Here is a 21,943-nt window from a genome sequence, read left to right as displayed (position 1 = left end):
GGGTTGGTCGACGATGCCAGGTAGGGGGGAGGCGGTCGACGCCGGCCGGGAATCGGTGATCATGGGTGGGTCGCTGGATCGAGACCTGGGAAACGATCAGGCGCTCGTCGATGACGCGCGGCGAGATTGGCCGGTTTCGTGTGCCCAGCGTTCGGTGAAGAGCCGGTCAGTGGGCGGGTCGCCGGGTAGCGGACGCGGGTGGCAGGCGCGCAGGCCGTCCACGGCGATGGTGAGAACGCGCTTGTGAGCGTCGGCGGCGGCTTCGATGAGGTCCTCGCGCCCCTGCTTGCGCAACTGGTCCAGGGCGGGCGATCTGCCGAACTGCTCGATCAGCAGCGAGATGTCGACGGCAGTGACGTCCGGCCTGAGGACGCGGGCCTGGTGGGCGCGCGCGACGAGCGCGGCGAGTAGTTCGTCCGAGCGGTCGGACTTGGCCTGCATCTCCTTGGTGACTTCGATGGTGCCGGCGATCGGGGCGAGCGAACCTTGGCCGAACTCGACGCAGGTGACGATGAAAGAGGCCAGTCCTTCCCAAGGATCGTCCTCGGCGAGACCTCGTTCGGCGGCTTCGTTCCAGTTGTCGAGGGACAGTTCGGCCAGTCGCTGGAAGAGCTCCTCCTTCGTGCGGTAGCGGCGGTAGAGGCTGCCGATGCCGACCCCGGCGGCCGCTGCGATGGCCGCGACCGAAGCGTGTCCCCCGTCGGCCGCCAGCACCTGGCGCGCCGCCCGCAGGAGGGCTCGGTCGTTGCGCTCGGCTTCCGCCTGCCGGGGACCGCGGCGCTTGGATTCGGTCATGCCGCCAGCATACCGAACTTGCGGAGCGAATCACTCCGGTTGTAAGGTCCTTTCAATCGGAGCGTTTCGCTCCTATTGAGGAGGCAGTCATGCAAGCTGTGGTCATGGACCGCTTCGGCGGGCCGGAGGTGCTGCGCATCCGGGAGGTCGAAGACCCCGTGCCGGGGCCGGGGCAGGTGCTCGTGGCGGTGGACTATGCCGGGATCACGTACGTCGAGACACAGGTGCGGGCCGGTCGCGGCCCCGCGGCCCACCAGCGGCCGGCGCTTCCGCGCATCCCCGGCAACGGGGTGGGCGGGCGCGTCTCGGCTGTCGGCCCGGGGGTGGATGCCGCGCTGGTCGGACAGGCCGCGGTGACCACCACGGGCGGCACCGGCGGCTATGCGGAGCTGGCCGTGGCCCGGGCGGAGGACCTCGTCCCCGTCCCGGCGGAGGTGACGCTGCGGGATGCGGTGGCGCTGCTGGCCGATGGGCGGACAGCGGTGCTCCTGCACCGGCAGGCCAAGGTGCGTCCGGGAGAGTGGGTGCTGGTGGAGGCGGCCGCCGGTGGTGTCGGCAGTCTGCTGGTCCAGCTGGCCGCCGCCTCGGGAGCGAAGGTGGTCGGCGCCGCCCGCGGTCCGGGCAAGGAGGCACTGGTCACCTCGCTGGGTGCGCTCGTCTACGTGGACTACTCCAAGCCGGGGTGGGAACGCGAGGTCGCCGAGATGAGCAGCGGGGGCGTCGATCTCGTCTTCGACGGAGTCGGCGGCGTCGTGGGCGCGCAGGGCATGCGCGCCGTGCGGCCCGGCGGCCGGGCCAGCCTGTACGGCATGGCCTCCGGCTCCTGGACCGAGCCGGCCGCTCATGTGACGGTCGTCCCCGACGGCGTTCCGGCCCCGGGGGAGACCCGGGCGCTGGCCGAGGAGGCGCTCGCGCACGCCGCGGCCGGTCGGCTGCGCCCGGTCGTCGGCCAGACCTACCCGCTGTCCGAGGCCGCCGAGGCGCACCGGGCGATCGAAGCCCGTGCCACGATCGGCAAGACCCTGCTGATCCCATGAGGACGCCGAACGCAAGCCCGGCCCCCCCTGCCACGGCCGCCCGCGCTCTCCTGCCGCTGACCGCGACGGTCCTGGTGGGCGCGATGGCAGCGCTGCTGGACACCACGATCGTCGCGGTGGCGCTGGACGAGCTGGGCAGAGAGCTGGCCGCGCCGGTGACGGCGATCCAGTGGGTCACCACCTCCTACGTGCTGGCGATGACCGCCGTCATTCCGCTGGTGGGCTGGTCGGTTGGCCGCTTCGGCGCCCGCGCCGTGTGGCTGACGGCCCTGGGGCTGTTCCTGCTCGGGTCGCTCCTGTGCGGCGCCGCGTGGTCGGCGGGCTCGCTCATCGCCTTCCGGACGTTGCAAGGGCTGGGTGGCGGCATGATCCTGCCTGTGACGCAGCTCGTCCTGGCCCGGGCCGCGGGACCCGAACGCCTGGGCCGGGTGATGGGCAAGGTCGGTTTCGTCGGGCAGCTCGCCCCGATCTCCGGGCCCGTGCTCGGCGGCGTGCTGATCGACGGCTGGGGCTGGCGCTGGGTCTTTTTCGTCAACGTGCCGCTCATCCTGGTGTCGCTGGCCATGACGTGGCGGTGGTTCCCCAGGGACGAGGAACGCGACGAACGTCGTCTCGACCTTGTCGGGCTGCTCCTGCTGCCGTCCGGAGTGGTCGCCCTGCTGCACGCGCTGACCGGGCTGGAGACGCAGGCCGGGATCGGGACCGCGATCCTGACGGCGGTGGCAGGAGCCGGGCTCCTGACCGCGTTCATCACGCGCTCGCTCCGCCGAACCGAGGCGAGCCTGCTCGACCTGCGGCTCTTCGCCGATCGCGCCTTCCGGTCGGGGACGGTCATGATGTTCGTCCTCGGCGTCACGAGCTGGGGGCCGATGTTCCTGCTGCCGCTGTACTACCAGCGACAGCACAACCTGTCCGCGCTCGACGCCGGGCTCGCGCTCGCTCCGCAAACCCTCGGTATCGCACTGGCATCCCTGCTGGCCGGACGGTACACCGACCGGCTGCCACCGCGTCCGCTGGCCCTCGCCGGGATGGCCGCGGCCACCATGGGCACTCTTCCGTTCGTCTTCGCCACCCCTGACACCGGAACCCTCCTGCTCAGCGTGGCGTTGCTCCTGCGCGGAGTCGGATTCGGCGTCGCCAGCCTGCCCGTCAGCGTCGCCGTCTACCGCACCCTGCGCCCGGCCGCCATTCCGCACGCCACCAGCGCCAGCACCATCGTGCAACGGATCGGCGCCGCCACCGGCACCGCGCTGATGGCCGTCATCCTCCAGGCCGGCGGCTTCGCCCCAGCCCTCACCTGGATGTTCATCCTCACCGCGACCGGCCTGGTCATGGCCGCAAGCCTGCCCGGCCGCAAATGATCGGCACTTGTCGAACCCACCAAGGACGTATTCATGATCAAAGTAGGCATCATCATCGGCAGCACCCGCCCGGGGCGCAACGGCGAGGCCGTGGCCCGCTGGGTTCACGACCTGGCAACAGGACGGGACGACGCCTCGTTCGAGATCGTCGACCTCAAGGACTTCCACCTGCCACATCTGGACGAGGCTCTGCCGCCGGCGATGGGCCACTACGCCAACGCGCACACCAGGGCCTGGGCCGACAAGATCGCATCCTTCGACGCGTACGTGTTCGTCACCCCCGAGTACAACCACTCGACTTCAGGCGTACTGAAGAACGCCATCGACTTCCTGTACGCGGAGTGGAACAACAAAGCCGCCGCCTTCGTCAGCTATGGCAGTGCGGGAGGTGTCCGAGCTGTGGAGCACCTGCGCCTGATCATGGGTGAACTGCACGTCGCCGACGTACGCACCCAGATCGCGTTGTCCCTGGCCACGGACTTCGAGAACTTTCAGGTCCTGACCCCGGCGGCCCACCACGCCGATGCGGTCACTGCCATGCTGGACGAGCTCCTCGCCTGGGGCGGTGCCTTGAAGACACTGCGTGACACCTGGCAGGCGAAAGGCACGTCGGGGGCCGCGTAGGAACCGCGCCCCCTCCGATCCTCCTCACACGACCAAATGACCCTTGCCGCCCACACGAACGCCCTGCAGGTTCAGAGCGGGCATCCGGGGGATTCGGGCAATGCCGCGGTGGGGGAGCCGGGCTTCGGTACGAACGTCAGTGCGACGGGTGAAGGCGACTGCGCGCGCAATGTCGAGATGGACTTTGTGGCGTGGATCTGACGCAGGAGCCCAGGCCCGACTTCGGCCCAACCGATGAGCAGGAGCGGCGCCACCGCGTCTACGGCTGCTCTGCCGACCGCGGGTCCGACCAAGGGTGCTATCCAGGCGGGGACATTGAGCATGCGTGCGAGGTGCCAGACGTTGCCGAAGCTGAAGGCGAAGGCGAGCAGGGCGATCAGCGCCATCACCGTTGTTACGGTGCGGGCCACGAAGACCTCGACTGCCGACGTGTTCGCCTGGCGTTCAGCGCTGTAAGGCAGGCAACTCTCTTGGGTGTCAGCAGTGCTCGCATCTCCGAGAGGGTTTCTGGATTGGTGGCTCGTAGGTTCCTTCAAGGGGCTTGCCCTCCCTGCAGGGCGAGATCAAGACTGATTCGCTCGGCGACCGCGAGCTTTCTTGGCCGCATCGTTGCTGGTAGGGGCAGCGCAGATGTGGTCTGGTTCGTGCAGGGGGCACGTAGCAGATCTGCGCTGCGGGCACTCTCCTCATTCGAGGACAAAGAGTGCCTGTTTGTGTGTTGTGGCGTGTGCTTTGTCGGGCTTGTCCGGTCGATCTCCTGTCGTGTGTGGTCAGCGATCGTCGCGGTTGTCATACCCGCTTGCGATGTTGCTCCGTGACTCGCGGGGCTCCTCGAGGGTGAAAATTCTGTCACCAGTCTTTCGCTCACTGTGACGAGATGGTCCATGGTGTCTCCGTCCAGCGTGACGCGGATGGTGGCGACGTTGGTGCGGGCGTCGTAGCGGATCTCCAGATTGAAGACTTCGAACAGTTCGCGCTGGAGCTCTTCGGGGGCGTTCGCGAGCTTGCCGGTCAGGATCGGGAGCCGGTCTAGCAGATCCTCGGCGTGCTCCTGTTCCGGCGGGTTGGCTTCGAGCTCGGCGAGTCGGTTGAGTTTGGCGACGCGCTCGGCCTCCAGCTCCAGGAAGCGACTGTTGAGTTTCTGAGCCAGGACAGGATTCAAGTCCGACTCCTCGAACTGCCGGGTCAGTCGGTCGATCCTTGCGCCTATGTCGGCGAGAGTCCGACTCAATGCCTGCCGGGACTCGTTCCAGCGCGGCAAGATCGACCTGGAGAGGATCAAGCGGCACTGGAGCGACATCCTGCGCATCGTGGTGTCCATCTACACCGGCGAGATCCGCGCCTACGACGTGCTGCGCATGATCCAGTGGGACGGCAACCCCACCCCGCTGGGCGAGGCGATCGGCCACTACGGGCGGATCTTCAAGACCCTGCATATCCTCACCTACGCCGTCGAAGAGCCCTACCGGCGCGACATCAAAGGCGTCCGCAACCTACAGGAGTCCCGGCACGCCCTGGCTGGGAAGATCTTCCGCGGCAAGAAGGGCGAGATCTACCAGCGCTACTACAAGGGCATGGAAGACCAGCTGGGCGCGCTCGGCCTGGTGCTCAACTGCGTCACGCTGTGGAACACCTGCTACATGGACAAGGCTCTCGACCAGCTCAAGGCTGAGCGCTATCCGCTGGCGGAGGAAGACGTCGCACGGCTGTCCCCGTTCGTCCGACAGAACCTCAACGTGATCGGCACCTACTCCTTCACCCAGCCCGACCTTGGACCCTCCGGTGTCCGGCAGCTGCGCAACCCCGATGATCCGGACTGGGACGAGGACATGCTGTAGATCTCCATCAGGTCGCCGCCTTGGCGGCACAATGGGCGGCGACGCGGCAGGCCGTCGAGCAGAAGCGGGCCCGGCGGCCGGTGAGCGCCTGCCGTACCGGGAGCCCGCACTCCGAACCTTCGTATGGTGTTTCGTTACTAGGGGCAGGGACCGGTTCTCCGAGCCTGGTCTCATGAGGGTTGCGTGCGTACCGCGTAGTCGGTCAGGGCTGGTTCCAGGAGGTCGAAGACCTGGTGAGCGGTGCTGGTCACGATGGTGGCGATCTCCTGGTTGTCCTTGCCGCTCAGGGTGAGGTCCGTGATCTGCCGGAACAGGGTGCGGTGGGCGGCGGTGAGCAGGGCGGCCGCGGCTCGGGGGGTGAGGTCGCCGGGGTCGGTGGCCGTTTCGGTGGCCAGGACGTGGGTGAGGGCGTCTTCGCGGAGGTCGTGGAGTTCGCGGAGTCGGGCGGTGAGGGTGGGGCTGTCGGCGATCATCCGGGCGAAGTCGGGCCCGGAAAAGCCGATCACCGGGTCGTGGCGCGCGGCGGCGGCCAGAAACTCCCGGCGCAGAGCGGCCAGCGCCGATTCTCCCACGGGCCGGTCGGCGACGGTGGTGGCCAGGCTCGCGGTGAAGGTCTCGTGGTAGTCGAGGGCGAGGTCTTCCTTGCGCGGGAAGTAGTTGGTGACGGTCATCTTGGCGACCTGGGCGGCGGTGGCGATCTGGGCGATGGTCACCGACTCGAAGCCGTGCTCGATGAACAGCCGGGTCGCGGTGTTGGAGATCGACTGACGGGTCTGCTGCTTCTTCAGCTCACGGAGTCCTGTGGTCATACCCGCCATCCTTTCATAGGTTCAACCTAAAATCATGCTTGACATGTTTTTAGGTCTGACCTAAATTTATGAGCGTCGCAACCGAGAGGAGCGCGCATGAACCTGCGCATCACGCAACGCACCACCCGCTTCCCCACGCCCAAGGTCAAGCCTCGGCCCGTGCCGCCGAGAGTGCCCCACCACGGCAAGAGGGGCCGCTGACCCTGCACACCGCAACAGCCGACCGAAGGAGGACGTTCGTTGTTCGTCCGTGCCACACCCGAAGAGATCGCCGCCGTCAGAGACCAGTTCGCGCTGCTGACCGATGGCGTTCCCGACCTGCCCACCGACGCCGACACCACGCCCGCGCTTCCCGGCGCGGGCATTCCGGCGGGGCAGTGGGTGAACGCCTCCGGGTGCTCCGCCATGGAGGCCGGGGCGCTGCTGTACGTGCACGGTGGTGGTTTCGCGCACACCGAGCCGCAATCGGAACGGTTGCTGGCCTATCACTTGTCCAAGGCGACAGGCCGGCCGGTGTTCGCGTTGGATTACCGGCTCGCTCCGGCTCACCCCTTTCCTGCCGCGCTGCAGGACGTGCTGGCCGCCCATGACGGGCTGCTCGCTCAGGGGGCTGCGGAGGTGGCGCTGTTCGGCGAGTCGGCGGGCGGCACCCTGGTCCTGTCCGCGCTGCTGGCCCTCGAAGCCGAACGGCGGCCCCGTGCGGTGGCGGTGTCACCGGTGACCGATCTGACCCTGTCCAGCCCGTCCCTGACCGCCAACGACGGGCGGGACCTGATCAACCGCACGGTACTGGAGCAGGTATGCGCCCAGTACCTGGCGGGCGCCCCCGCCGACGCCGCGCCGCAGTCCCCGCTGCACGGCCAACTCGACGGCCTGCCGCCCCTGCTGCTGGCCGCCGGGTCGGTGGAGGTACTGGCCGATGACGCGCGCCGGTTCGCCGCGGCCGCCCAGGACGCCGGGGTCGAGGTCACCCTCGACGTCTACGAAGGGATGCCGCACGTCTTTCACCTGGCGATGCTGACCGGCGCCCCGCTGACCACCACGACCACGTTCCTCCGCCAGCTGGCGGACTTTGTGACAAGGAGATCCGCGTGAACCTGCGCGTTACCCGAGAAGAACCGTTGCGTCTGATGAGTGTGCACGCCCACCCCGACGACGAGTCCAGCAAGGGCGCCGCGACGCTGGCCAAGTATGCCGCCGAGGGCGTGGAGGTGCTGGTGGTCACCTGCACGGGCGGCGAGCGCGGCACCGTGCTCAACCCCGCCATGGACCGGCCCGAGGTGCGGGCCGGCCTGGCCGGTATCCGCCGCACCGAGATGGCCGCCGCCCGCGACATCCTCGGCATCGATCAGCACTTCCTGGGCTTCGTCGACTCCGGGCTGCCCGGCCCGGGTGAGCCGCTGCCCGAGGGCTGCTTCGCCGTCACCCCGCTGCAGGAGGCGACCGAGCGACTGGTGGCGCTGATCCGCGAGTTCCGGCCACACGTGATGATCACCTACGACGAGACCGGCGGCTATCCACATCCGGACCACATCAGAACCCATGAGGTGACCGTCGCGGCGTTCGAGGCGGCAGGCGACCCTGCCAGCTTCCCGGGAACCCCGTGGCAGCCGCTCAAGCTGTACTACCACGGAGCCCTGTCCAAGGCCTGGTTCCAGGCGCTGCACGACGGCATGACCGCGCGCGGCATCCTCTCCGGCATGGAGGGGGTGCTCGCCGAATTCCCCGCCGACGTCACGGCGCCGGAGTTCACCACCCGCATCCCGTGCGAGGACTACTTCCCCGTCCGTGACCGGGCCCTGCTGGCGCATGCCACGCAGATCGACCCGAACGGAGGCTTCATGCTGCACGATCGTGACGTCGAACGTGACGTCTGGCCGACTGAGGACTACCACCTGGCCCGCTCGAACGTGCCGGTTGATCTTCCCGAGGACGACCTGTTCGCCGGGATCCCCCCCAAGCGGCCCACCGTGCTGGTCTCCGGTGGCGGGGTGGCGGGCTCGACCGTGGCGTACTGGCTCAAACGGCACGGGTACGCGCCGACCGTGGTCGAGCGCGCCCCCGCGCTGCGACAGGGCGGCCAGGCGGTCGACTTCCGCGACCAGGCGCTGACCGTACTGGAGCGCATGGGAGTGCTGGAGCAGGTCAAGGAGCGCGACACCGGCATCGGAGACTGCACCATCGTGGACGCCGACGGCGTGCCGTACGCCGTGATGCCCTCGATCCTGTACGCCGGGGAGCTGGAGGTGCTCATCGACGAACTGATCGAGATCTTGTACGGCGCAGCCGTACAAGAAGGTGTGGCCTACCGGTTCGGCGACTCCATCACCTCCCTCAAGGAAGACGACGACGGCGTGTACGTCACTTTCGAGCACGCGCCGCCGCAACGCTTCCACCTGGTCATCGGCGCCGACGGCGCGCACTCGGCGGTCCGGCGGCTGGCCTTCGGCCCCGAGGAGGACTTCACCCACTACCTGGGCTGCTACTACGGCTACTGGACCGTTGACAACCGGCTCGGCCTCGACCACTCGGGCATGGCCACCGGCGACGGCGAAACCGCCGCGCTGAGCGTGTTCAGCATCAAGCACAACCGTCAGGCGCGGGCGGGACTGCTGTTCAAGACCGATCCGCTTTCTCACGACCGTCGCGACCTGGCCGCGCACAAGCGCGTACTCAAAGAACGCGCCGCGCACCTGGGCTGGCAGGCCCCCGCCCTGCTGGAGCAGCTCGATACCGTCGATGACCTCTACTTCGACGCGATGACCCAGATCCGCATGGATTCCTGGTCCAAGGGCCGCATCGCGCTGGTCGGCGACGCCGCCTACTGCGCCGCGCCGACCTCGGGGCGCGGTACGTCCCAGGCGCTGATCGGCGCGTACGTCCTGGCCGGAGAGCTCGCCGCGGCCGCAGGCGATCACGAGGTCGCCTTCGCCGCCTATGAGTCCGCGCTGCGCGACTACGTCGAAGGCAATCAGGAGATCGGCGTCCAGGGCAGCCAGTACGTGTTCGCCAAGCCCACCCAGGAAGTGTTCGACGCCATGGCCGCCCAGGCCCGCCAGGCACCCGACGAGCCCGACACCGACCTGACCCTCACCACCTACTGAAAGCAGACCCCCTTGCTCCTCACAACCACCCCACCGCAGACTCCGCAGAAACTCGACGCTGCGCTCCTCCGGACCGCCTTCGTCCTGGTGCTGGGCCCGATCCTGGTCGTGCTCGACACCACGATCGTCAGCGTCGGCGTCGACGCGGTAGCCCGCGACCTGGGCGACCCGCTGCCGGCCGTCCAATGGATCTCCACTGCCTACCTGCTGGCCGTGGCCGTCGTCATGCCCCTGTCGGGCTGGGCCGCCGACCGGTTCGGCGCCAGAACCGTGTGGATGGCCTCGGTCGGGCTCTTCGTCGCCGCCTCCGCCCTGTGCGGGCTCGCCTGGTCGATCGGCAGCCTCATCGCCTTCCGCGTCCTGCAAGGGGTCGGCGGCGCCTTCATCCAACCCCTCGGCCAGTCGATGATGGTCCAGGCCGCGGGACCTGCGCGGCTGGGCCGGGTCCTGTCCCTGACCATCCTGCCCATCAGCTTCGCGCCCGTGCTCGGGCCGATCGTGGGCGGCGCGATCCTGCACGCCCTCGACTGGCGCTGGATGTTCCTGATCAACGTGCCCGTCGGCGCGCTGACCCTGCTGCTGGCCGCCAAGGGCCTGCCCGACGACACCAGGACCCGCTCAGGCGTGCGGCTGGACCTGTTCGGGCTGGCCCTGCTCTCGCCCGGCCTGGCCGCACTGGTGTACGGCCTGGCCCAAGTCGGCCAGGCCGACACCGCCGCCGTCACCCTCCCGCTGGCGTGCGGAGCAATCCTGGTGACCGGCTACCTCACGCACGCGCTGCGCTCGGCCAACCCACCGCTGATCAACGTGCGGCTGTTCGCCCGGCGCGGCTTCACCGTCGCCACCAGCAACTCCTTCCTCCAAGGCGCCGCACTCTACAGCTCCATGCTCCTGCTACCCCTGTACTACCAGCAGGTTCAGCACGCCGACCCCCTCCAAGCCGGACTCCTGCTCGCACCCCAAGCCCTCGGCACCGCCGCTGCCACCTACCTCGCCGGAAAACTCACCGACCGCATGCCACCCCGACCCCTCGTGCTCACCGGCATCCTCACCACCCTGGCAGGCACGCTTGCCTTCACCCAGGTCGCCGCCGCCCCGGCACTGCCGCTCCTGCTGCTGTCCCTACTGGTACGGGGCGCCGGCCTCGGCATCGTGATGGCACCCAGCATGGCCGCCGTCTACAGCAGCGTCGACAAACACCAAGTGCCCCAGGCCGCCGCCACCATCAACACCATCAACCGGGTGGGCGGCGCGCTTGGCACCGCCACCCTCACCATCGCCCTCCAACACCACCTCACCACCAGCCCGACCCCCGCAGCCGCCTACGGCAACACCTTCTGGTGGGTCCTGGCCCTGTCCGCCGCCACCCTGATCCCCGCCCTCCTCTACCCCCGCAACCGGAAGGACCCCCGCCCGTGATCCTCACCCGATCCGAGCTCGACTACCTGGCCACACAGCCCATCGGACGGCTGGCCACCGTCTCACCCGACGGGCAGGTGCAGAACAACCCGACCAACTTCGTCGTCGACGACCTGGCAACGCTCGCCCCCTGGAGGCTTAGGAGCATCGAGATCCGCGGCACCGCGGTCGCACTGACCGACCAGGAGCCGCCCCTGCCATCCCTGTCTCGCGAGATCATCCGCATTATCCCCGTCAAGATCGTCACCTGGGGACTCGACGGACCACGCGCCACCCGCACAGTGTGACATCGCTCATTAGGAAGGAACGCATGACCGAACTCAACGTCGGACCGCTCGCGCACCCCCGTCATCGGCGGCGCGAAGGCGCTGAGGCGCGACCGGCTGTCCCATGTCGATCAGACCTACCTGCGGTTTGCCACCTACAAGGCCGCCAACGCCACCCTCATCGACGCCCAGGACTGCATCGGTCTGGCGCGGGCGTGGGGTGGTGGGCTGGTCGCCTCGGTCGATGGGATGCGCTTCGTCGTCCCCACGGCCACCATCCACGCTCGGCCCAACCCCAAGTACTTCGGCCGGGGCCGCGGCGCCTGGCTGAACATGTTGAACGACCAGGCGTCCGGCCTGGGCGGCATGGTCGTGGCCGGCACCCCGCGCGACTCGTTGTACGTCCTGGACGTGCTGTATGACCGCGACGGCGGCAAACGCCCCGAGACGATCGTCACCGACACCTCCAGCTACAGCGACATCGTCTATGGGCTGCTCACCTTGGCCGGGTTCTCCTACGCCCCGCAGCTGGCCGACCTGCCCGCCCGACCAGAAGCTGTGGCGCATCGACCCTCGCGCCGATTGGGATGCCGCACACGTGCCAGCCAGGTTCGGCTTTGCGCCAGATCGCGTGCCGGAAGGCCAGCGCGGTGGTCAGGGCGGAAGGGGCCTCCAGGTTGACGGCGTACCCGGCGATGGCGCGGGAGTGGTCGTCTTCGACGGCGGTCAGCCATGGCCGGGCCGGCTTGCCCCGCTCATCCAGCACCCAGATGTCCAGCTCGGTGTGGTCGGCCTGCCAAATCTCGTTCGGCTTGGTGGCCTCCCGCCGGTACACCAGCTCATAGGCTTCCCGATAGCGGCGGGTCCCCTCCAGTCCGAGGGTGACCAGTGCCGGGTCCAACTCAGTGATGATGCTGTGGACTGTCCAGTAGCCGGGAACGGGCCAGCCGCGTGCTCTGGCGATGCTTTCGGCCTGCCGGTGGATCGTCGCCACGCTGGGCTTGGGCTTGCACAACGCCAGCCCTTCGATGAAGGCCACCAGCTCGTCCGGGAACCGCCGCAGGCCTTTGTCGCTGCGGCTGGCGCGGGCCAGCCACCTGCGCGGTGCTGATCCCCGGCCCCGCACACGCCAGCACGATCTTCGCCCGGACCGCCACCCTCGACGACTCCGCCGACACACCGATCAACCGAGCCCGCTCACCCTCGGATAAGTGGATCTCCACCGCAGCCGGACCTGAATGCGCCATAGCCAGCACCATACGGACTTACCTGGCGAATTTCAGGCGGATGACACTAGCTCTAGGCGACTCGCTGGCCGAGGTGAAGCTCCGGCTCAGCGCTGGCGAAACGGCCGTGCTGGAGGCGCCCTACCGGCCTCGCGAGCCGTTCGGCTACGAGTGGTGATCGTCCGAGGCGCGCGGGCGGCGGAAGATCACGGCCAGGACGCGCAGCACCAGGATGGCGGAGATCCCCAGCAGGTTGTAGCCGATGAGCTGGAACAACGAGGTGTTCGACAGCACCTGCGGGCCGCCGTCCGTCCCGAGGAGGATGACCGCCATCAGCCCGGCCGTGGCGCCGAGCACCGTCAGGAGCACCTGGTGGAGCAGGCCCGTCACGTAGCCGCGGTCGCGGTCGTCGGCGAGCAGCCGGACGTTCATGGTGAACCTGCCGTGCTCCGCGGCGCTCGCGATGCGCTCGACGCGGCGCGGCAGGCGGCGCAGCATCGGCAGCAGCGCGGCCAGCTCCTGGGTGACGGTCTCCCTGACCGTCTCAGGGCCGACCCGCTCGGCGAGGTAACGGCCCGCGAACGCGCGCGCCTCGCCGATCAGGTCGAAGCCGGGGGAGAGGCGTACGAGCGTGCCCTCCAGTGTGGCCAGCGCGCGGAACACGGCGGCGACCTCCGGCGGGATCGACAGCCCGTATGCCGAGACGATCTTGAACAGGTCGGTGAACATCCGCACGCTGTCCATGCCGGGCGCCAGATGCCTGGCCATGAACTGGCCGAGCGCCCGCTCTAACGCGGCCTCGTCGATGTCCTCCGGCCTGGGCACCACCTCCAGCAGCGCGTCGGTGACGCCGAGGGGGTCCTGCCGGTTCATGGCGAGCAGGAAGCGCTGCAGCGCCGAGCGCACCGAGCCGTCGAGCCGGCCGACGGAGCCGAAGTCGAGCAGCCCCAGGGTGCCGTCCTCGAGCAGCATGAGGTTGCCGGGATGCGGGTCGGCGTGGAAGACGCCCTCGACGAGGATCTGCCTGAGCAGGCAGTCGAGCAGGTCGCGGGCCAGCCGCGGCCCCTGCTCGGGTGTGGCCGTGGTGACCGGTCTGCCCGACAGGCGGCGCATGACGAGCACGCGTTCGGTGCACATGGCGCTGATCGGGGCGGGATAGGTGACGCCGCCGCCGTCGGAGGCCGCGACGGCCGCCATGTTGGCCGCCTCCACGCGGAAGTCGAGCTCTTCGCGGATGGCGGTCGCGAACCCCTCGGCCAGGTCGCCCAGGCCGAGCGAGCGGCCCCAGCGGGTGCGCGACTCCAGTGTGGCCGCCAGCCGCCTGACGATGTCGAGGTCCTTCGCGACGACGGACTGGATCCCCGGCCGCCGCACCTTGACCACGACGCTCTCGCCGGTGTGCAGGCGGGCGGTGTGGACCTGCCCGATGGAGGCGGCGGCCAGCGGCGTCCTGCCGAACTCGGCGAACACCTCCTCCACAGGCCCGCCCAGCTCGGCCCTGAGCACCGGCTCGATCTGCTCCCAGGGCGCCGGGGCGACCTGGTCCTGCAGCCCTCCCAACTCCTCGACGAACTCGGCGGGCAGCAGGTCGCGCCTGGTGGACAGGATCTGGCCGAGCTTGACGAACGTGACCCCGCCGTCGTCGAGTGCCTCGCGCAGCGACCTGGCCAGCCGTACCTTGCCCGAACGGTCTTCCAGCCGCTCGCCCCGGCCGCGCAGGTACGGGCCGAGGCCGTGCCTGATCGCGATCCTGGTGATCTGCGAGTAGCGCCTGGATCGGGAGACGCGGCCGCGGACGGACCTGATCAGCTCCAGCGGCCCCGGCACCGAGCCGGGCGGCACCAGCGCCTCGGCCAGCACGAGGATCACCATGGGGATGAGCACCACGCACATGACGATGAGCAGCAGGAGCCCCAGGGCCGCCGCGGCGGGCGGCTGCTGCGCGTCGACGCCGCCGAGCGAGCCCAGGATCGGCTCCAGCACCGGCCGCGCCAGCCCGAAGGCGGCCAGCGCGGCCAGGAACGTGCGCAGCCTGCCGAACCTGACGTTCAGCAGGCGCTGCGCGGCCGTGGCCAGCGCCATGATCGTCAGGAGCGTGAAGACGCCGAGAACCAGCTGGACGGGGAGATCCATAGGTGAGGATCATTCCACGGCGACACGTTCCCCTCCTAGCCGGTCGCGGCCCGCCGGAAGGGTCAGTGTGCCGCCGCGGCGCGTGCCCGGCGCTCCTCCCGGCGCTCGACGAACCTGGCGGCTGTCGCCTCGGTCTTGGCCAGGAACGCGGCCAGCTCCTCGCAGGCCTTCTTACCCTCGGCGCGCCCAGCCCCGTCTTGTTGAACACCGACCACTGCCGTAGCACCGGCATCAGCACCATGGCGCCTATAAGGGTCTCAACGCCAATCCTCCGTCTGAGGACATTCCTCGCTGCGAGGAGTAATTGTCAATACCTGTGGAGTGCAAGGGTCGGGTCGGCGGCGTCCTCACGGTGGCAGATTCAGGGCATATTGCCCGCGGTGAGCTAGGGCTTTTTCGGTTGGATCATGCGCCGGCCCGCCCTGGCGGCTGATATGCGCTCGATGGACGGCGAACGCGTTCCGTGGGGAGGCTGTGTGTGCCCTCCTTCCGTGGCTTTCCCGATCGGATCGCCCGGCCACCGATGAATTCGACGACCGGGCCAGGTCTACCCCTGCACACTGCAAGCCGCGCGCACATGATCGGTGAGGAACCATGAGCACAAATGCACTACCGCCCGTCGTCGACGCCGACACCTGGCAGCGTCAGCTCGAAGCGCTGCGTGCCCGGGAGAAGGCCGCGACCCGGGAACTCGACGCCATCGCGGCCCAGCGCCGCCGCCTGCCGATGGTGAGGATGCCGGACTACACCCTTGAAGGCGAGGACGGACCCATTCGGCTGGCGGACGTCTTCGAAGGCCGGAGGCAGCTGATCGTCTACAACCACATGTGGTTCCCGGGCAAGGAGTGGCAGTGCCCGGGGTGCACGGGGTTCACCTCGCAGTTCACCCGGCCGGAGTTCCTGGACAACTACGATGCCCGGTTCGTCCTCGTCACCCAGGGCCCGATCGACGAGGCACTCGCCTACAAGCGGCGGGTGGGGAACAAGATGGCCTGGTATTCCACCGCGAACAGCCCGTTCGGCGCCGACGTCGGCGCACCGCCCGGCGGAGGCTTCGCCGTCAACGTGTTCCTGCGCGATGACGACACCGTGTATCGCACCTGGCACACCAATGGCCGGGGCACCGAGCAGCTCAGCCACACCTTCGCGCTGATCGACCTGCTGCCGTACGGGCGGCAGGAGGAGTGGCAGGACTCGCCCGCCGGCTGGCCGCAGTCGCCCACCTACAGCCGCTGGGCCACAGCCAAGGACATCGCCGCGCTCTACGGCCCGGATACCGCTTAGGGAATTTCGTTTGGCTCATCAACCGGGCCAGGGGATGATGCCCGCGCTGTGGAGTCCGGCCAGGTAGGTGAGTGCCTCGCCGCGTAGAACCAGCCGATCGACCGGTAGGCGCTCACCCGCCGGGGTCCGTGGCGCCAGAGCGCCTGGATCTCCCGCTGCCCGAAGGCGTTTCCGCCGGACGCGCGGGCCGTGATCACCGACAGCCGGTACGGGTCCTCCTTTCCGCCAGATCGAGTCCTGCATCTGCTATCGCGAGCTCGGTGGCTGCCATGCCGGGTCACACACCCGCCCGTCCGGACGGCACCGACACCAGGCCGTCGGCCACCTACGCGATGACCGCCTGCACCGCCTCGTCCTACCTCTGGCTCGGCGACTACGAGCAGGCACGCCATCATGCTGAACGCGCAGTCCTGGCCCACGAGGCAACGCCGGCTGGCCGGCGCTCGCTCAGCCGCGAAGCGATCGCCCACCTGGACCTGGGCATCTCGCTGGCGCATCTTGGCGCCCTCGACGAGGCCGTTGTTCATGGACTGCGCGCTCTGGGGGGCCACCCCGGATGGTCACGTCGGTACATGCACGGGCGACCGACCTGGGCGGTGTCCTTGTCGCGAAATATCCGGGAACCAGCCAGGCAGGAGAGTTCCAGGCGGCCCTGGCCGCGACGCGGGTCGTCAGGGTGTCGCTGTACGCCTCCTTCGAGGAGATGCTGGAGAACGAGGACCCGATCGCGATCGGGGGCGACCTCGGCAAGAATCCTCAGGAACTGCTCGCGGTCATCCGAAGCATCTACCCGCCGGAGAAGGAACGCCTCGGTGTTCTCGCCATCGGCGTGGAGAAGACCGTCCCCTGACCCGTACACCGCATGGTTGCCAGCCGTCCTCCGGCCACTTCTCTGTCCGCGTGAGGACACGGCCAGGTCAGGCCACGTCCTGCGTGTCCCGCACTACCGGTCTGCGAAAGCTCCTGGCCAGGGGGCTGATTCGAAAGATGCAAGGGTCTGGTTCCTGGATCACATCGGAGATCTGCGCAGCTTCATACCCGTTTCCGGAGGCAAGGGCAGCGATCGCGGTAGCCCGAACGATGGGAGCACGCTGTTTTCGAAGCGGGTCATGGCGCAGATACGGTCGCCTCGGAGGGCGAGGACGTACAGGCCGGTCCCGTGCCGGATGCCGGTAGGAGCACGCAGGTAGGCACCGAACGCCGGCTGACCGTTGGCCCGCGTCGGCACCAGGTCGAACCTGCGGCCCGAGCCGAACAGGTCGGCGCAGAACCGCGCCACAACGTCTCGGCCTTCGTATTCGAGGGGCAGCGGCGGCATGGACATGAAGACGTCGTCGGTCAGCAGGGCCACCAAGGCGGCGATGTCGGCGGACTCGTACGCGCTGACGAACTTCGCCACCAGCGCATCCTCGGCCGGCGAGCCGGCGGCCGGAGGAGGTTCCCGGTCGGCGACCGTCAGCCGGCGCTGCAGGCCGGCGCGCGCACGCTTAAGGGCGCTCTTAACCGATTCGACAGTGACGCCCAGCATGTCGGCCACCTCGTCTGCGCGGAATCCAAGGACGTCACGCAAGACGAGGACAGCGAGCTGACGAGGCGGCAGGACCTGAAGCGCGGTCACGAAGGCCAGGGAGATGGACTCGGTCTGTTCGTAGCGGGCCTCCGGGCCGAGCGGCACCTGGATCGCACCTTCGAGGAGCGCGTCAGGATACGGCTCGAGCCAGACGACTTCCCCGAGCCGGGTCGGCTCGGGCGGTTCGACCCCGGGGATGTCCCACACCTTGGCCGGGCGCCGGCTGGCCGAGCGAAGCGCGTCAAGGCAACGGTTGGTGACGATCCGGTAGAGCCAGGTACGCAGCGAGGCACGACCGTCGAACCCACCCAGACCCCGCCAGGCGGCCAACAAGGCCTCTTGGAGGACGTCCTCTGCATCCTGGAACGATCCGAGCATCCGGTAGCAGTGCACCTGTAGCTCGCGGCGGTGCGGCTCGGTCAGCGCCCGGAACGCCTCGCCGTCCCCAGCCTGCGCCCTGCTGATCAGGTCGGCTCCCACCCACTCCACTCCTCTCTTGCGCGCCTTGTCACTTCCTCCCTGTATAGACGCCGGCCGAGGAGCGAAAGGGGCGGTTGACGAGCGCCCCCTTTCCCGGCGTCGCATCGTCTGGATCAGTGACAGCCGGCAACGCCGACAAGGAGAACTGACATGGGAAAGATCGTCGTCAGCGAGAACGTCTCACTCGACGGAGTCATCCAGGACCCGACGGATGAGGACAGCCTCGGGCGTGGCAATTGGTTCACTTTCATCGGGGGCCAGGACCGTGAGGAGTGGACAAAAGTCGAGTTCGAGGAGGCGTTGGGAGCCGAAGCCCTGCTACTGGGGCGCCGCACCTACGCATGGTTCGTGGCACGTGGCTGGGCGTCCAGGAGCGGTCAGTGGGCGGACAGATTGCGAAACCTGCCCAAGTACGTCGTCTCCTCCTCCCCCCTCGATGACCCCACGTGGACCAACTCGACGGTCCTGAAGGGCGATGTAGTGGGGGAGGTCTCGAAGCTGAGGCAACAGGTGGACGGTGACATCGTCGTCTACGGCAGCGGCCGCCTCGTGCACACGCTGGTAGAGCACGACCTCGTCGACGAGTTGCGGCTGATGACCTACCCGATCGTGGTCGGGGCAGGCGAACGGCTGTTCGGCGAGACCAGCGGCGTCAAACCCATGCACCTTGTCGACACCCGCACCGTCGGTGACGGACTCGCCCTCCTCACCTACCAGTCCGTTCGAGACGCCTAAGAGCTGAAGTTCCCGTATCGCGTAAATGTTATGGATGTAACATTGCCTTGTGGCGGAGATAGCTTCAAGCGAGCGATGGTTGCTGGTGTCGGTCAGCACCGCGGGCGGCACGCCTTCCCTGCGCATGCACGTCTGGCGGCGACTGCGCGGGCTGGGCGCGGTCTACCTGCAGCAATCCGTGTGCCTGCTGCCTGACCGAAAGCAGATCAAGAGAGAGATCGCCCGGCTGCTCGACCGGGTGCGGCGTGAGGGCGGCAGCGGACGCATGCTGCACCTGGAGCTGACCGATCCGGCAGAACGGGACGAGTTGGTCGCCGAGTTCCAGGAAGCACGGGATGCCGAGTACGAGGACCTGCTCGAACGCCTGCCCTCCTTCTTCGACGAGCTGGAGACGGAGACCGCCCGCGGACGTGCGACCTACGTGGAGGTGGAGGAGTCGGAAGCCGACCTGGCCCGGTTCCGCACCTGGCTGGCCAAGATCGAGGCACGCGACTACTTCGGTGCTGCGGCAGGCGACCGGGCGCGCGCCGAACTTGCCAGAGCCGCAGACGCGCTGGCGATGTTCGAGGATGCCGCGCTGAGCGCGGACACCTCCTCACAGACGTCGCGGAACACCGAAGCCCGGCGCCTGCACGCTGTGGAGGGCGAATGATCGCGCACGTCGGGGCAGAGAGGGCATCGTGACCAGCTGGCACGCCGTCGAAGCGGCACGGGCCGTACAGGAGCTCGGCAGCAACGAGCAAGGGCTGAGCGAAGAGCAAGCCACGCAGCGCCGAGCCGAAATCGGGCCCAATCTGGCCAAGCCCGAACGGCGGGAGGGGTTCCTGGAGGAGCTTGCCGAGTCGCTGCGGGAGCCGCTGCAGCTGCTGTTGATCGCGGTAGCCGTGCTCTCGGCGATCTTCGGCGAGCTGGTGGACGCGTTAGCGATCGCGGCCATCATCGTGGCGGTCGCGTTGACCGAGACGATCACTGAGCAGCGCTCCGCGCGGGCGATCTCCGCGCTCAAGCGCATGTCCGCGCCGGCGGCGCGGGTACGCCGGAGCGGGACGGTGCACGAGGTTCCGGCGGCCGATCTGGTCCCTGGCGACGTGATCGTGATCGAAGCCGGTGATTTGGTCCCGTCGGACGCCCGGGTGCTGGAGGCGGAGGAGCTACGGGTCGATGAGTCGAGTCTGACCGGCGAGACGGTGCCGGTGGGCAAGGCGCCACTGCCGGTGACCTCCGATGCCGATCTGGCGGAGCGCTCCAGCATGGTGTACGCAGGCACGCCGGTCACCCGCGGCGAGGGCACCGCCCTGGTGGTCGAGACCGGCCCGCGCACCGAGCTCGGACGGCTCGGCCGGCTCGTCACCGACGAGCGTGAACCCGCCACACCACTTCAGCAGGCCCTGTCCCGGCTGGCCAAGGTGGTGCTCGTCATCGCGTTGGCGGCCAGCGTCCTGGTGCCGCTGGTGGGACTGATCACCGGGCAGGAATGGCGGCAGATGCTGCTGGCCGGGCTGACGCTCGCCTTCGCCACCATCCCCGAGGAACTGCCGATCCTCATCACCGTGCTGCTCGCGGTGGGCGGTCGGCAACTCGCCAAACGCGGTGCGCTGCTTCGCAGGCTCCGGGCGGGCGAGACGCTCGGCGTGGTCACCACCGTGGTGACGGACAAGACCGGCACCCTCACGGAGAACCGCCTGCGCCTGGCGAAGATAGTCGGCGAAGAGGACGACGTGCTGCGAGTGGCCATGGCCGCACAGCCGCCTCACGGACGTGATCCCTTGGAGGCCGAACTGGCCGCCGTCGCAGCCGAGCGAGGTATCCGCGTCGACGAGCCGGTGACCGCCAGCTATCCCTTCGATCCCGTCAGAAAGACCGCGGCCCGGCTGCGCGGCACCGAACTGGTCGTGGTGGGAGCGCCAGAGGAGGTCATCACCCGCTGCCGGAACGCCGAGGGCCGGCCGGCCGTCGTCGAGCAGCTCAGCCGTGATGGGCTTCGCGTGCTCGCCTTCGCTCGCCGTTCCCTGCACGAGCCCCCCACAGACCGGGACGACGCAGAGCGAGACCTGGAATTCGTCGGGCTGGCTGCCTTCGACGACCCTCTCAGGACCGGCGCCGATGCCGCCGTCGCCCAGCTCGCCGATGCCGGGGTCGCCACCATCGTCGTCAGCGGCGATCATCCTGCCACCGTCGCAGCCATCGCCGTCCGGGCCGGACTGCCGACCGCTCCCGTTCTCACCGGGGGCGCCGCCCTGGGATGTCTCGACGACCAGCACGTCACAGCCGACCTGACGAACGGTACGGTGATCGCCCGTGCCACACCCGAGGACAAGCTCCGCGTGGTCCGGCTGCTGCAAGCCCGGGGCGACGTGGTGGCGGTCACCGGCGACGGGGTGAATGACGCGCCTGCCCTGGCAGCCGCCGACGTCGGCATCGCCATGGGTCGGCGTGGCTCCGATCTGGCCCGCCAGGCGGCCGACCTGGTGCTCACCGACGACGCCTACCCCACCGTGGCAGCTGCGGTCGCCAAGGGCCGCAACATCGGTTCCCAGCTGCGCCGAGCGGTCGCCTTCTACCTCGGCGCCAAACTCGCCCTCGTCACGATCATGCTGGTCGCGCTGGCACTGGGCCACCCGGTGGTCTTCACCCCGTCGACCATCGTGCTTCTCGAGCTGTTCATGGACCTGGGCGCGTCGGTCGCCTTCGTCGCCGAACCCGCCGCTCCCGGCGCCATGCACCGGCCACCACGTCCGGCCCGCTCGGGCTTCCTCGCGGGCGGCGCCGGAAGCGCGATCGTCGCGACGGGGCTCGCCCTCACCACAGCGGTGCTGCTCACCTACTTGTACGTCGCCGCTCATGGGACGCTCGGGCAGGCGAGGACCGCCGCGGTGATCGCCTGGCTGGCCGGGCATGCTCTCATCGCCTGGTCCCTGCGCGCCCAGCCGAGCCTGTCCTGGCAGCGCAATCCCGCTTTTCCGATCTGGGCGGCCGCCGCGTTGGCCGTCGGAGTGCTAGTGGTGATCACACCGCTGTCGGTGGCGTTCCATCTGGCCCCGATCGACGGCCATCAACTGGTCGCCACCAGCATCGCGGTCGGGGCAGGCGTGCTGATCACCGCCGTGGCCCGGATCGCGATGCGGCTGGGTACCAGGCTGTAGAAAGGTGAGCATGGCAGACAGGGCCAGGCCCCCACGCGGTGCGATGCGACAAGCTCAGCTCGTAGGGGATCTTGCGGCCGCGGAGCTCCGTCAGGCCGCTCAGCGGACCCTCACGACCG

21 protein-coding genes and 1 pseudogene are annotated in these 21,943 nt (G+C 68.9%); 14 read left to right on the top strand and 8 right to left on the bottom strand.

Annotated features, from left to right (window positions below):
• Window positions 1–96: 96 nt before the first annotated feature.
• Window positions 97–795: a TetR/AcrR family transcriptional regulator gene (locus ABD830_RS14955; protein ID WP_344987403.1), complete on the bottom strand. Its 699-nt coding sequence runs from the start codon at window positions 793–795 to the stop codon at window positions 97–99.
• 89 nt (window positions 796–884) lie between these two features.
• Here ABD830_RS14955 and ABD830_RS14950 point away from each other — a divergent pair, with 89 nt between their 5' ends.
• The 3 genes from ABD830_RS14950 to ABD830_RS14940 are packed head-to-tail and all read left to right on the top strand — an operon-like array spanning window position 885 to window position 3,817.
• The gene (locus tag ABD830_RS14950) at window positions 885–1,832 is read left to right on the top strand and encodes a zinc-binding dehydrogenase (protein WP_344987402.1); all 948 of its coding nucleotides are present in this window, start codon (window positions 885–887) and stop codon (window positions 1,830–1,832) included.
• Window positions 1,829–3,193 carry a DHA2 family efflux MFS transporter permease subunit gene (locus ABD830_RS14945; RefSeq protein WP_344987401.1) on the top strand — a complete coding sequence of 455 codons (1,365 nt, stop codon included), beginning with the start codon at window positions 1,829–1,831 and terminating at the stop codon, window positions 3,191–3,193. Before ABD830_RS14950 ends, ABD830_RS14945 begins: the two co-directional genes overlap by 4 nt.
• A 33-nt stretch (window positions 3,194–3,226) precedes the next feature.
• Window positions 3,227–3,817 carry an NADPH-dependent FMN reductase gene (locus ABD830_RS14940; RefSeq protein WP_344987400.1) on the top strand — a complete coding sequence of 197 codons (591 nt, stop codon included), beginning with the start codon at window positions 3,227–3,229 and terminating at the stop codon, window positions 3,815–3,817.
• 71 nt (window positions 3,818–3,888) lie between these two features.
• On the opposite strand, the gene ABD830_RS14935 is transcribed toward ABD830_RS14940, so the two are convergent.
• Together ABD830_RS14935 and ABD830_RS14930 are read right to left on the bottom strand one after the other, a co-directional pair.
• Window positions 3,889–4,206: a hypothetical protein gene (locus ABD830_RS14935; protein WP_344987399.1), complete on the bottom strand. Its 318-nt coding sequence runs from the start codon at window positions 4,204–4,206 to the stop codon at window positions 3,889–3,891.
• 143 nt (window positions 4,207–4,349) lie between these two features.
• Entirely contained in the window at window positions 4,350–4,979 is a 630-nt protein-coding gene (locus ABD830_RS14930) for a hypothetical protein (RefSeq protein WP_344987398.1), read from the bottom strand.
• Window positions 4,980–5,025: 46 nt separating this feature from the next.
• Here ABD830_RS14930 and ABD830_RS14925 point away from each other — a divergent pair, with 46 nt between their 5' ends.
• Window positions 5,026–5,655, top strand: coding sequence for a Tn3 family transposase (locus ABD830_RS14925; protein ID WP_344987397.1), 630 nt, complete (start codon window positions 5,026–5,028; stop codon window positions 5,653–5,655).
• A 170-nt stretch (window positions 5,656–5,825) separates the two neighbouring features.
• On the opposite strand, the gene ABD830_RS14920 is transcribed toward ABD830_RS14925, so the two are convergent.
• Window positions 5,826–6,464, bottom strand: a complete 639-nt coding sequence (locus ABD830_RS14920) for a TetR/AcrR family transcriptional regulator (protein ID WP_344987396.1) — start codon at window positions 6,462–6,464, stop codon at window positions 5,826–5,828.
• 240 nt (window positions 6,465–6,704) lie between these two features.
• On the opposite strand from ABD830_RS14920, the gene ABD830_RS14915 reads away from it, so the two are divergent.
• The 5 genes and pseudogenes from ABD830_RS14915 to ABD830_RS14895 all read left to right on the top strand — a co-directional run.
• Entirely contained in the window at window positions 6,705–7,559 is an 855-nt protein-coding gene (locus ABD830_RS14915; RefSeq protein ID WP_344987395.1) for an alpha/beta hydrolase fold domain-containing protein, read from the top strand.
• Complete coding sequence (mca, locus tag ABD830_RS14910; protein WP_344987394.1) at window positions 7,556–9,568, top strand: mycothiol conjugate amidase Mca; 2,013 nt, start codon at window positions 7,556–7,558, stop codon at window positions 9,566–9,568. Before ABD830_RS14915 ends, mca begins: the two co-directional genes overlap by 4 nt.
• 12 nt (window positions 9,569–9,580) lie before the next feature.
• Window positions 9,581–10,987 carry a DHA2 family efflux MFS transporter permease subunit gene (locus tag ABD830_RS14905; RefSeq protein ID WP_344987393.1) on the top strand — a complete coding sequence of 469 codons (1,407 nt, stop codon included), beginning with the start codon at window positions 9,581–9,583 and terminating at the stop codon, window positions 10,985–10,987.
• The gene (locus ABD830_RS14900; RefSeq protein WP_344987392.1) at window positions 10,984–11,274 is read left to right on the top strand and encodes a PNPOx family protein; all 291 of its coding nucleotides are present in this window, start codon (window positions 10,984–10,986) and stop codon (window positions 11,272–11,274) included. The genes ABD830_RS14905 and ABD830_RS14900 overlap by 4 nt, the downstream gene beginning before the upstream one ends.
• A 63-nt stretch (window positions 11,275–11,337) precedes the next feature.
• A pseudogene (locus ABD830_RS14895) lies at window positions 11,338–11,742 on the top strand (Tn3 family transposase); the annotation flags it as partial.
• A 7-nt stretch (window positions 11,743–11,749) separates the two neighbouring features.
• On the opposite strand, the gene ABD830_RS54190 reads toward ABD830_RS14895, so the two are convergent.
• The 3 genes from ABD830_RS54190 to ABD830_RS14885 all read right to left on the bottom strand — a co-directional run bounded on the left by ABD830_RS54190 (window position 11,750) and on the right by ABD830_RS14885 (window position 14,827).
• Entirely contained in the window at window positions 11,750–12,292 is a 543-nt protein-coding gene (locus ABD830_RS54190) for a hypothetical protein (RefSeq protein ID WP_378521023.1), read from the bottom strand.
• Between the two features lie 352 nt (window positions 12,293–12,644).
• Window positions 12,645–14,612, bottom strand: coding sequence for an ABC1 kinase family protein (locus ABD830_RS14890; protein WP_344987391.1), 1,968 nt, complete (start codon window positions 14,610–14,612; stop codon window positions 12,645–12,647).
• A 62-nt stretch (window positions 14,613–14,674) separates the two neighbouring features.
• A complete protein-coding gene (locus ABD830_RS14885) occupies window positions 14,675–14,827 on the bottom strand; it encodes a hypothetical protein (RefSeq protein ID WP_344987390.1) in 153 nt (50 codons plus the stop codon).
• Window positions 14,828–15,206: 379 nt separating this feature from the next.
• On the opposite strand from ABD830_RS14885, the gene ABD830_RS14880 reads away from it, so the two are divergent.
• Window positions 15,207–15,896 (top strand): DUF899 domain-containing protein, encoded by a 690-nt coding sequence (locus ABD830_RS14880; RefSeq protein WP_344987389.1) that lies wholly within the window; start codon window positions 15,207–15,209, stop codon window positions 15,894–15,896.
• Window positions 15,897–16,452: 556 nt separating this feature from the next.
• Entirely contained in the window at window positions 16,453–16,746 is a 294-nt protein-coding gene (locus tag ABD830_RS14875) for an ASCH domain-containing protein (RefSeq protein ID WP_344987388.1), read from the top strand.
• Between the two features lie 159 nt (window positions 16,747–16,905).
• Here the strand turns inward: ABD830_RS14875 and ABD830_RS14870 are convergent, their stop codons facing one another.
• Complete coding sequence (locus tag ABD830_RS14870) at window positions 16,906–17,946, bottom strand: sigma-70 family RNA polymerase sigma factor (RefSeq protein ID WP_344987387.1); 1,041 nt, start codon at window positions 17,944–17,946, stop codon at window positions 16,906–16,908.
• Between the two features lie 150 nt (window positions 17,947–18,096).
• Here ABD830_RS14870 and ABD830_RS14865 point away from each other — a divergent pair, with 150 nt between their 5' ends.
• The 3 genes from ABD830_RS14865 to ABD830_RS14855 are packed head-to-tail and all read left to right on the top strand — an operon-like array spanning window position 18,097 to window position 21,824.
• The gene (locus tag ABD830_RS14865) at window positions 18,097–18,681 is read left to right on the top strand and encodes a dihydrofolate reductase family protein (protein WP_344987386.1); all 585 of its coding nucleotides are present in this window, start codon (window positions 18,097–18,099) and stop codon (window positions 18,679–18,681) included.
• Between the two features lie 49 nt (window positions 18,682–18,730).
• Window positions 18,731–19,333 (top strand): Chromate resistance protein ChrB, encoded by a 603-nt coding sequence (locus ABD830_RS14860; protein ID WP_344987385.1) that lies wholly within the window; start codon window positions 18,731–18,733, stop codon window positions 19,331–19,333.
• A 28-nt stretch (window positions 19,334–19,361) separates the two neighbouring features.
• Complete coding sequence (locus tag ABD830_RS14855; protein ID WP_344987384.1) at window positions 19,362–21,824, top strand: cation-translocating P-type ATPase; 2,463 nt, start codon at window positions 19,362–19,364, stop codon at window positions 21,822–21,824.
• Window positions 21,825–21,943 lie beyond the last annotated feature (119 nt).

The sequence above is a fragment of the Nonomuraea helvata genome (assembly GCF_039535785.1).
Taxonomy (GTDB): domain Bacteria; phylum Actinomycetota; class Actinomycetes; order Streptosporangiales; family Streptosporangiaceae; genus Nonomuraea; species Nonomuraea helvata.
The sequence above is the reverse complement of the archived record's forward strand: the minus strand, read 5'-3'. Positions and strand labels throughout refer to the sequence as shown.

Coding starts and splice junctions, on each gene's coding strand:
- ABD830_RS14955 (WP_344987403.1), bottom strand. CDS start 795: ATGACCGAATCCAAGCGCCGCGGTCCCCGGCAGGCGGAAGCCGAGCGC.
- ABD830_RS14950 (WP_344987402.1), top strand. CDS start 885: ATGCAAGCTGTGGTCATGGACCGCTTCGGCGGGCCGGAGGTGCTGCGC.
- ABD830_RS14945 (WP_344987401.1), top strand. CDS start 1,829: ATGAGGACGCCGAACGCAAGCCCGGCCCCCCCTGCCACGGCCGCCCGC.
- ABD830_RS14940 (WP_344987400.1), top strand. CDS start 3,227: ATGATCAAAGTAGGCATCATCATCGGCAGCACCCGCCCGGGGCGCAAC.
- ABD830_RS14925 (WP_344987397.1), top strand. CDS start 5,026: ATGTCGGCGAGAGTCCGACTCAATGCCTGCCGGGACTCGTTCCAGCGC.
- ABD830_RS14920 (WP_344987396.1), bottom strand. CDS start 6,464: ATGACCACAGGACTCCGTGAGCTGAAGAAGCAGCAGACCCGTCAGTCG.
- ABD830_RS14890 (WP_344987391.1), bottom strand. CDS start 14,612: ATGGATCTCCCCGTCCAGCTGGTTCTCGGCGTCTTCACGCTCCTGACG.
- ABD830_RS14880 (WP_344987389.1), top strand. CDS start 15,207: ATGAGCACAAATGCACTACCGCCCGTCGTCGACGCCGACACCTGGCAG.
- ABD830_RS14875 (WP_344987388.1), top strand. CDS start 16,453: ATGGTCACGTCGGTACATGCACGGGCGACCGACCTGGGCGGTGTCCTT.
- ABD830_RS14865 (WP_344987386.1), top strand. CDS start 18,097: ATGGGAAAGATCGTCGTCAGCGAGAACGTCTCACTCGACGGAGTCATC.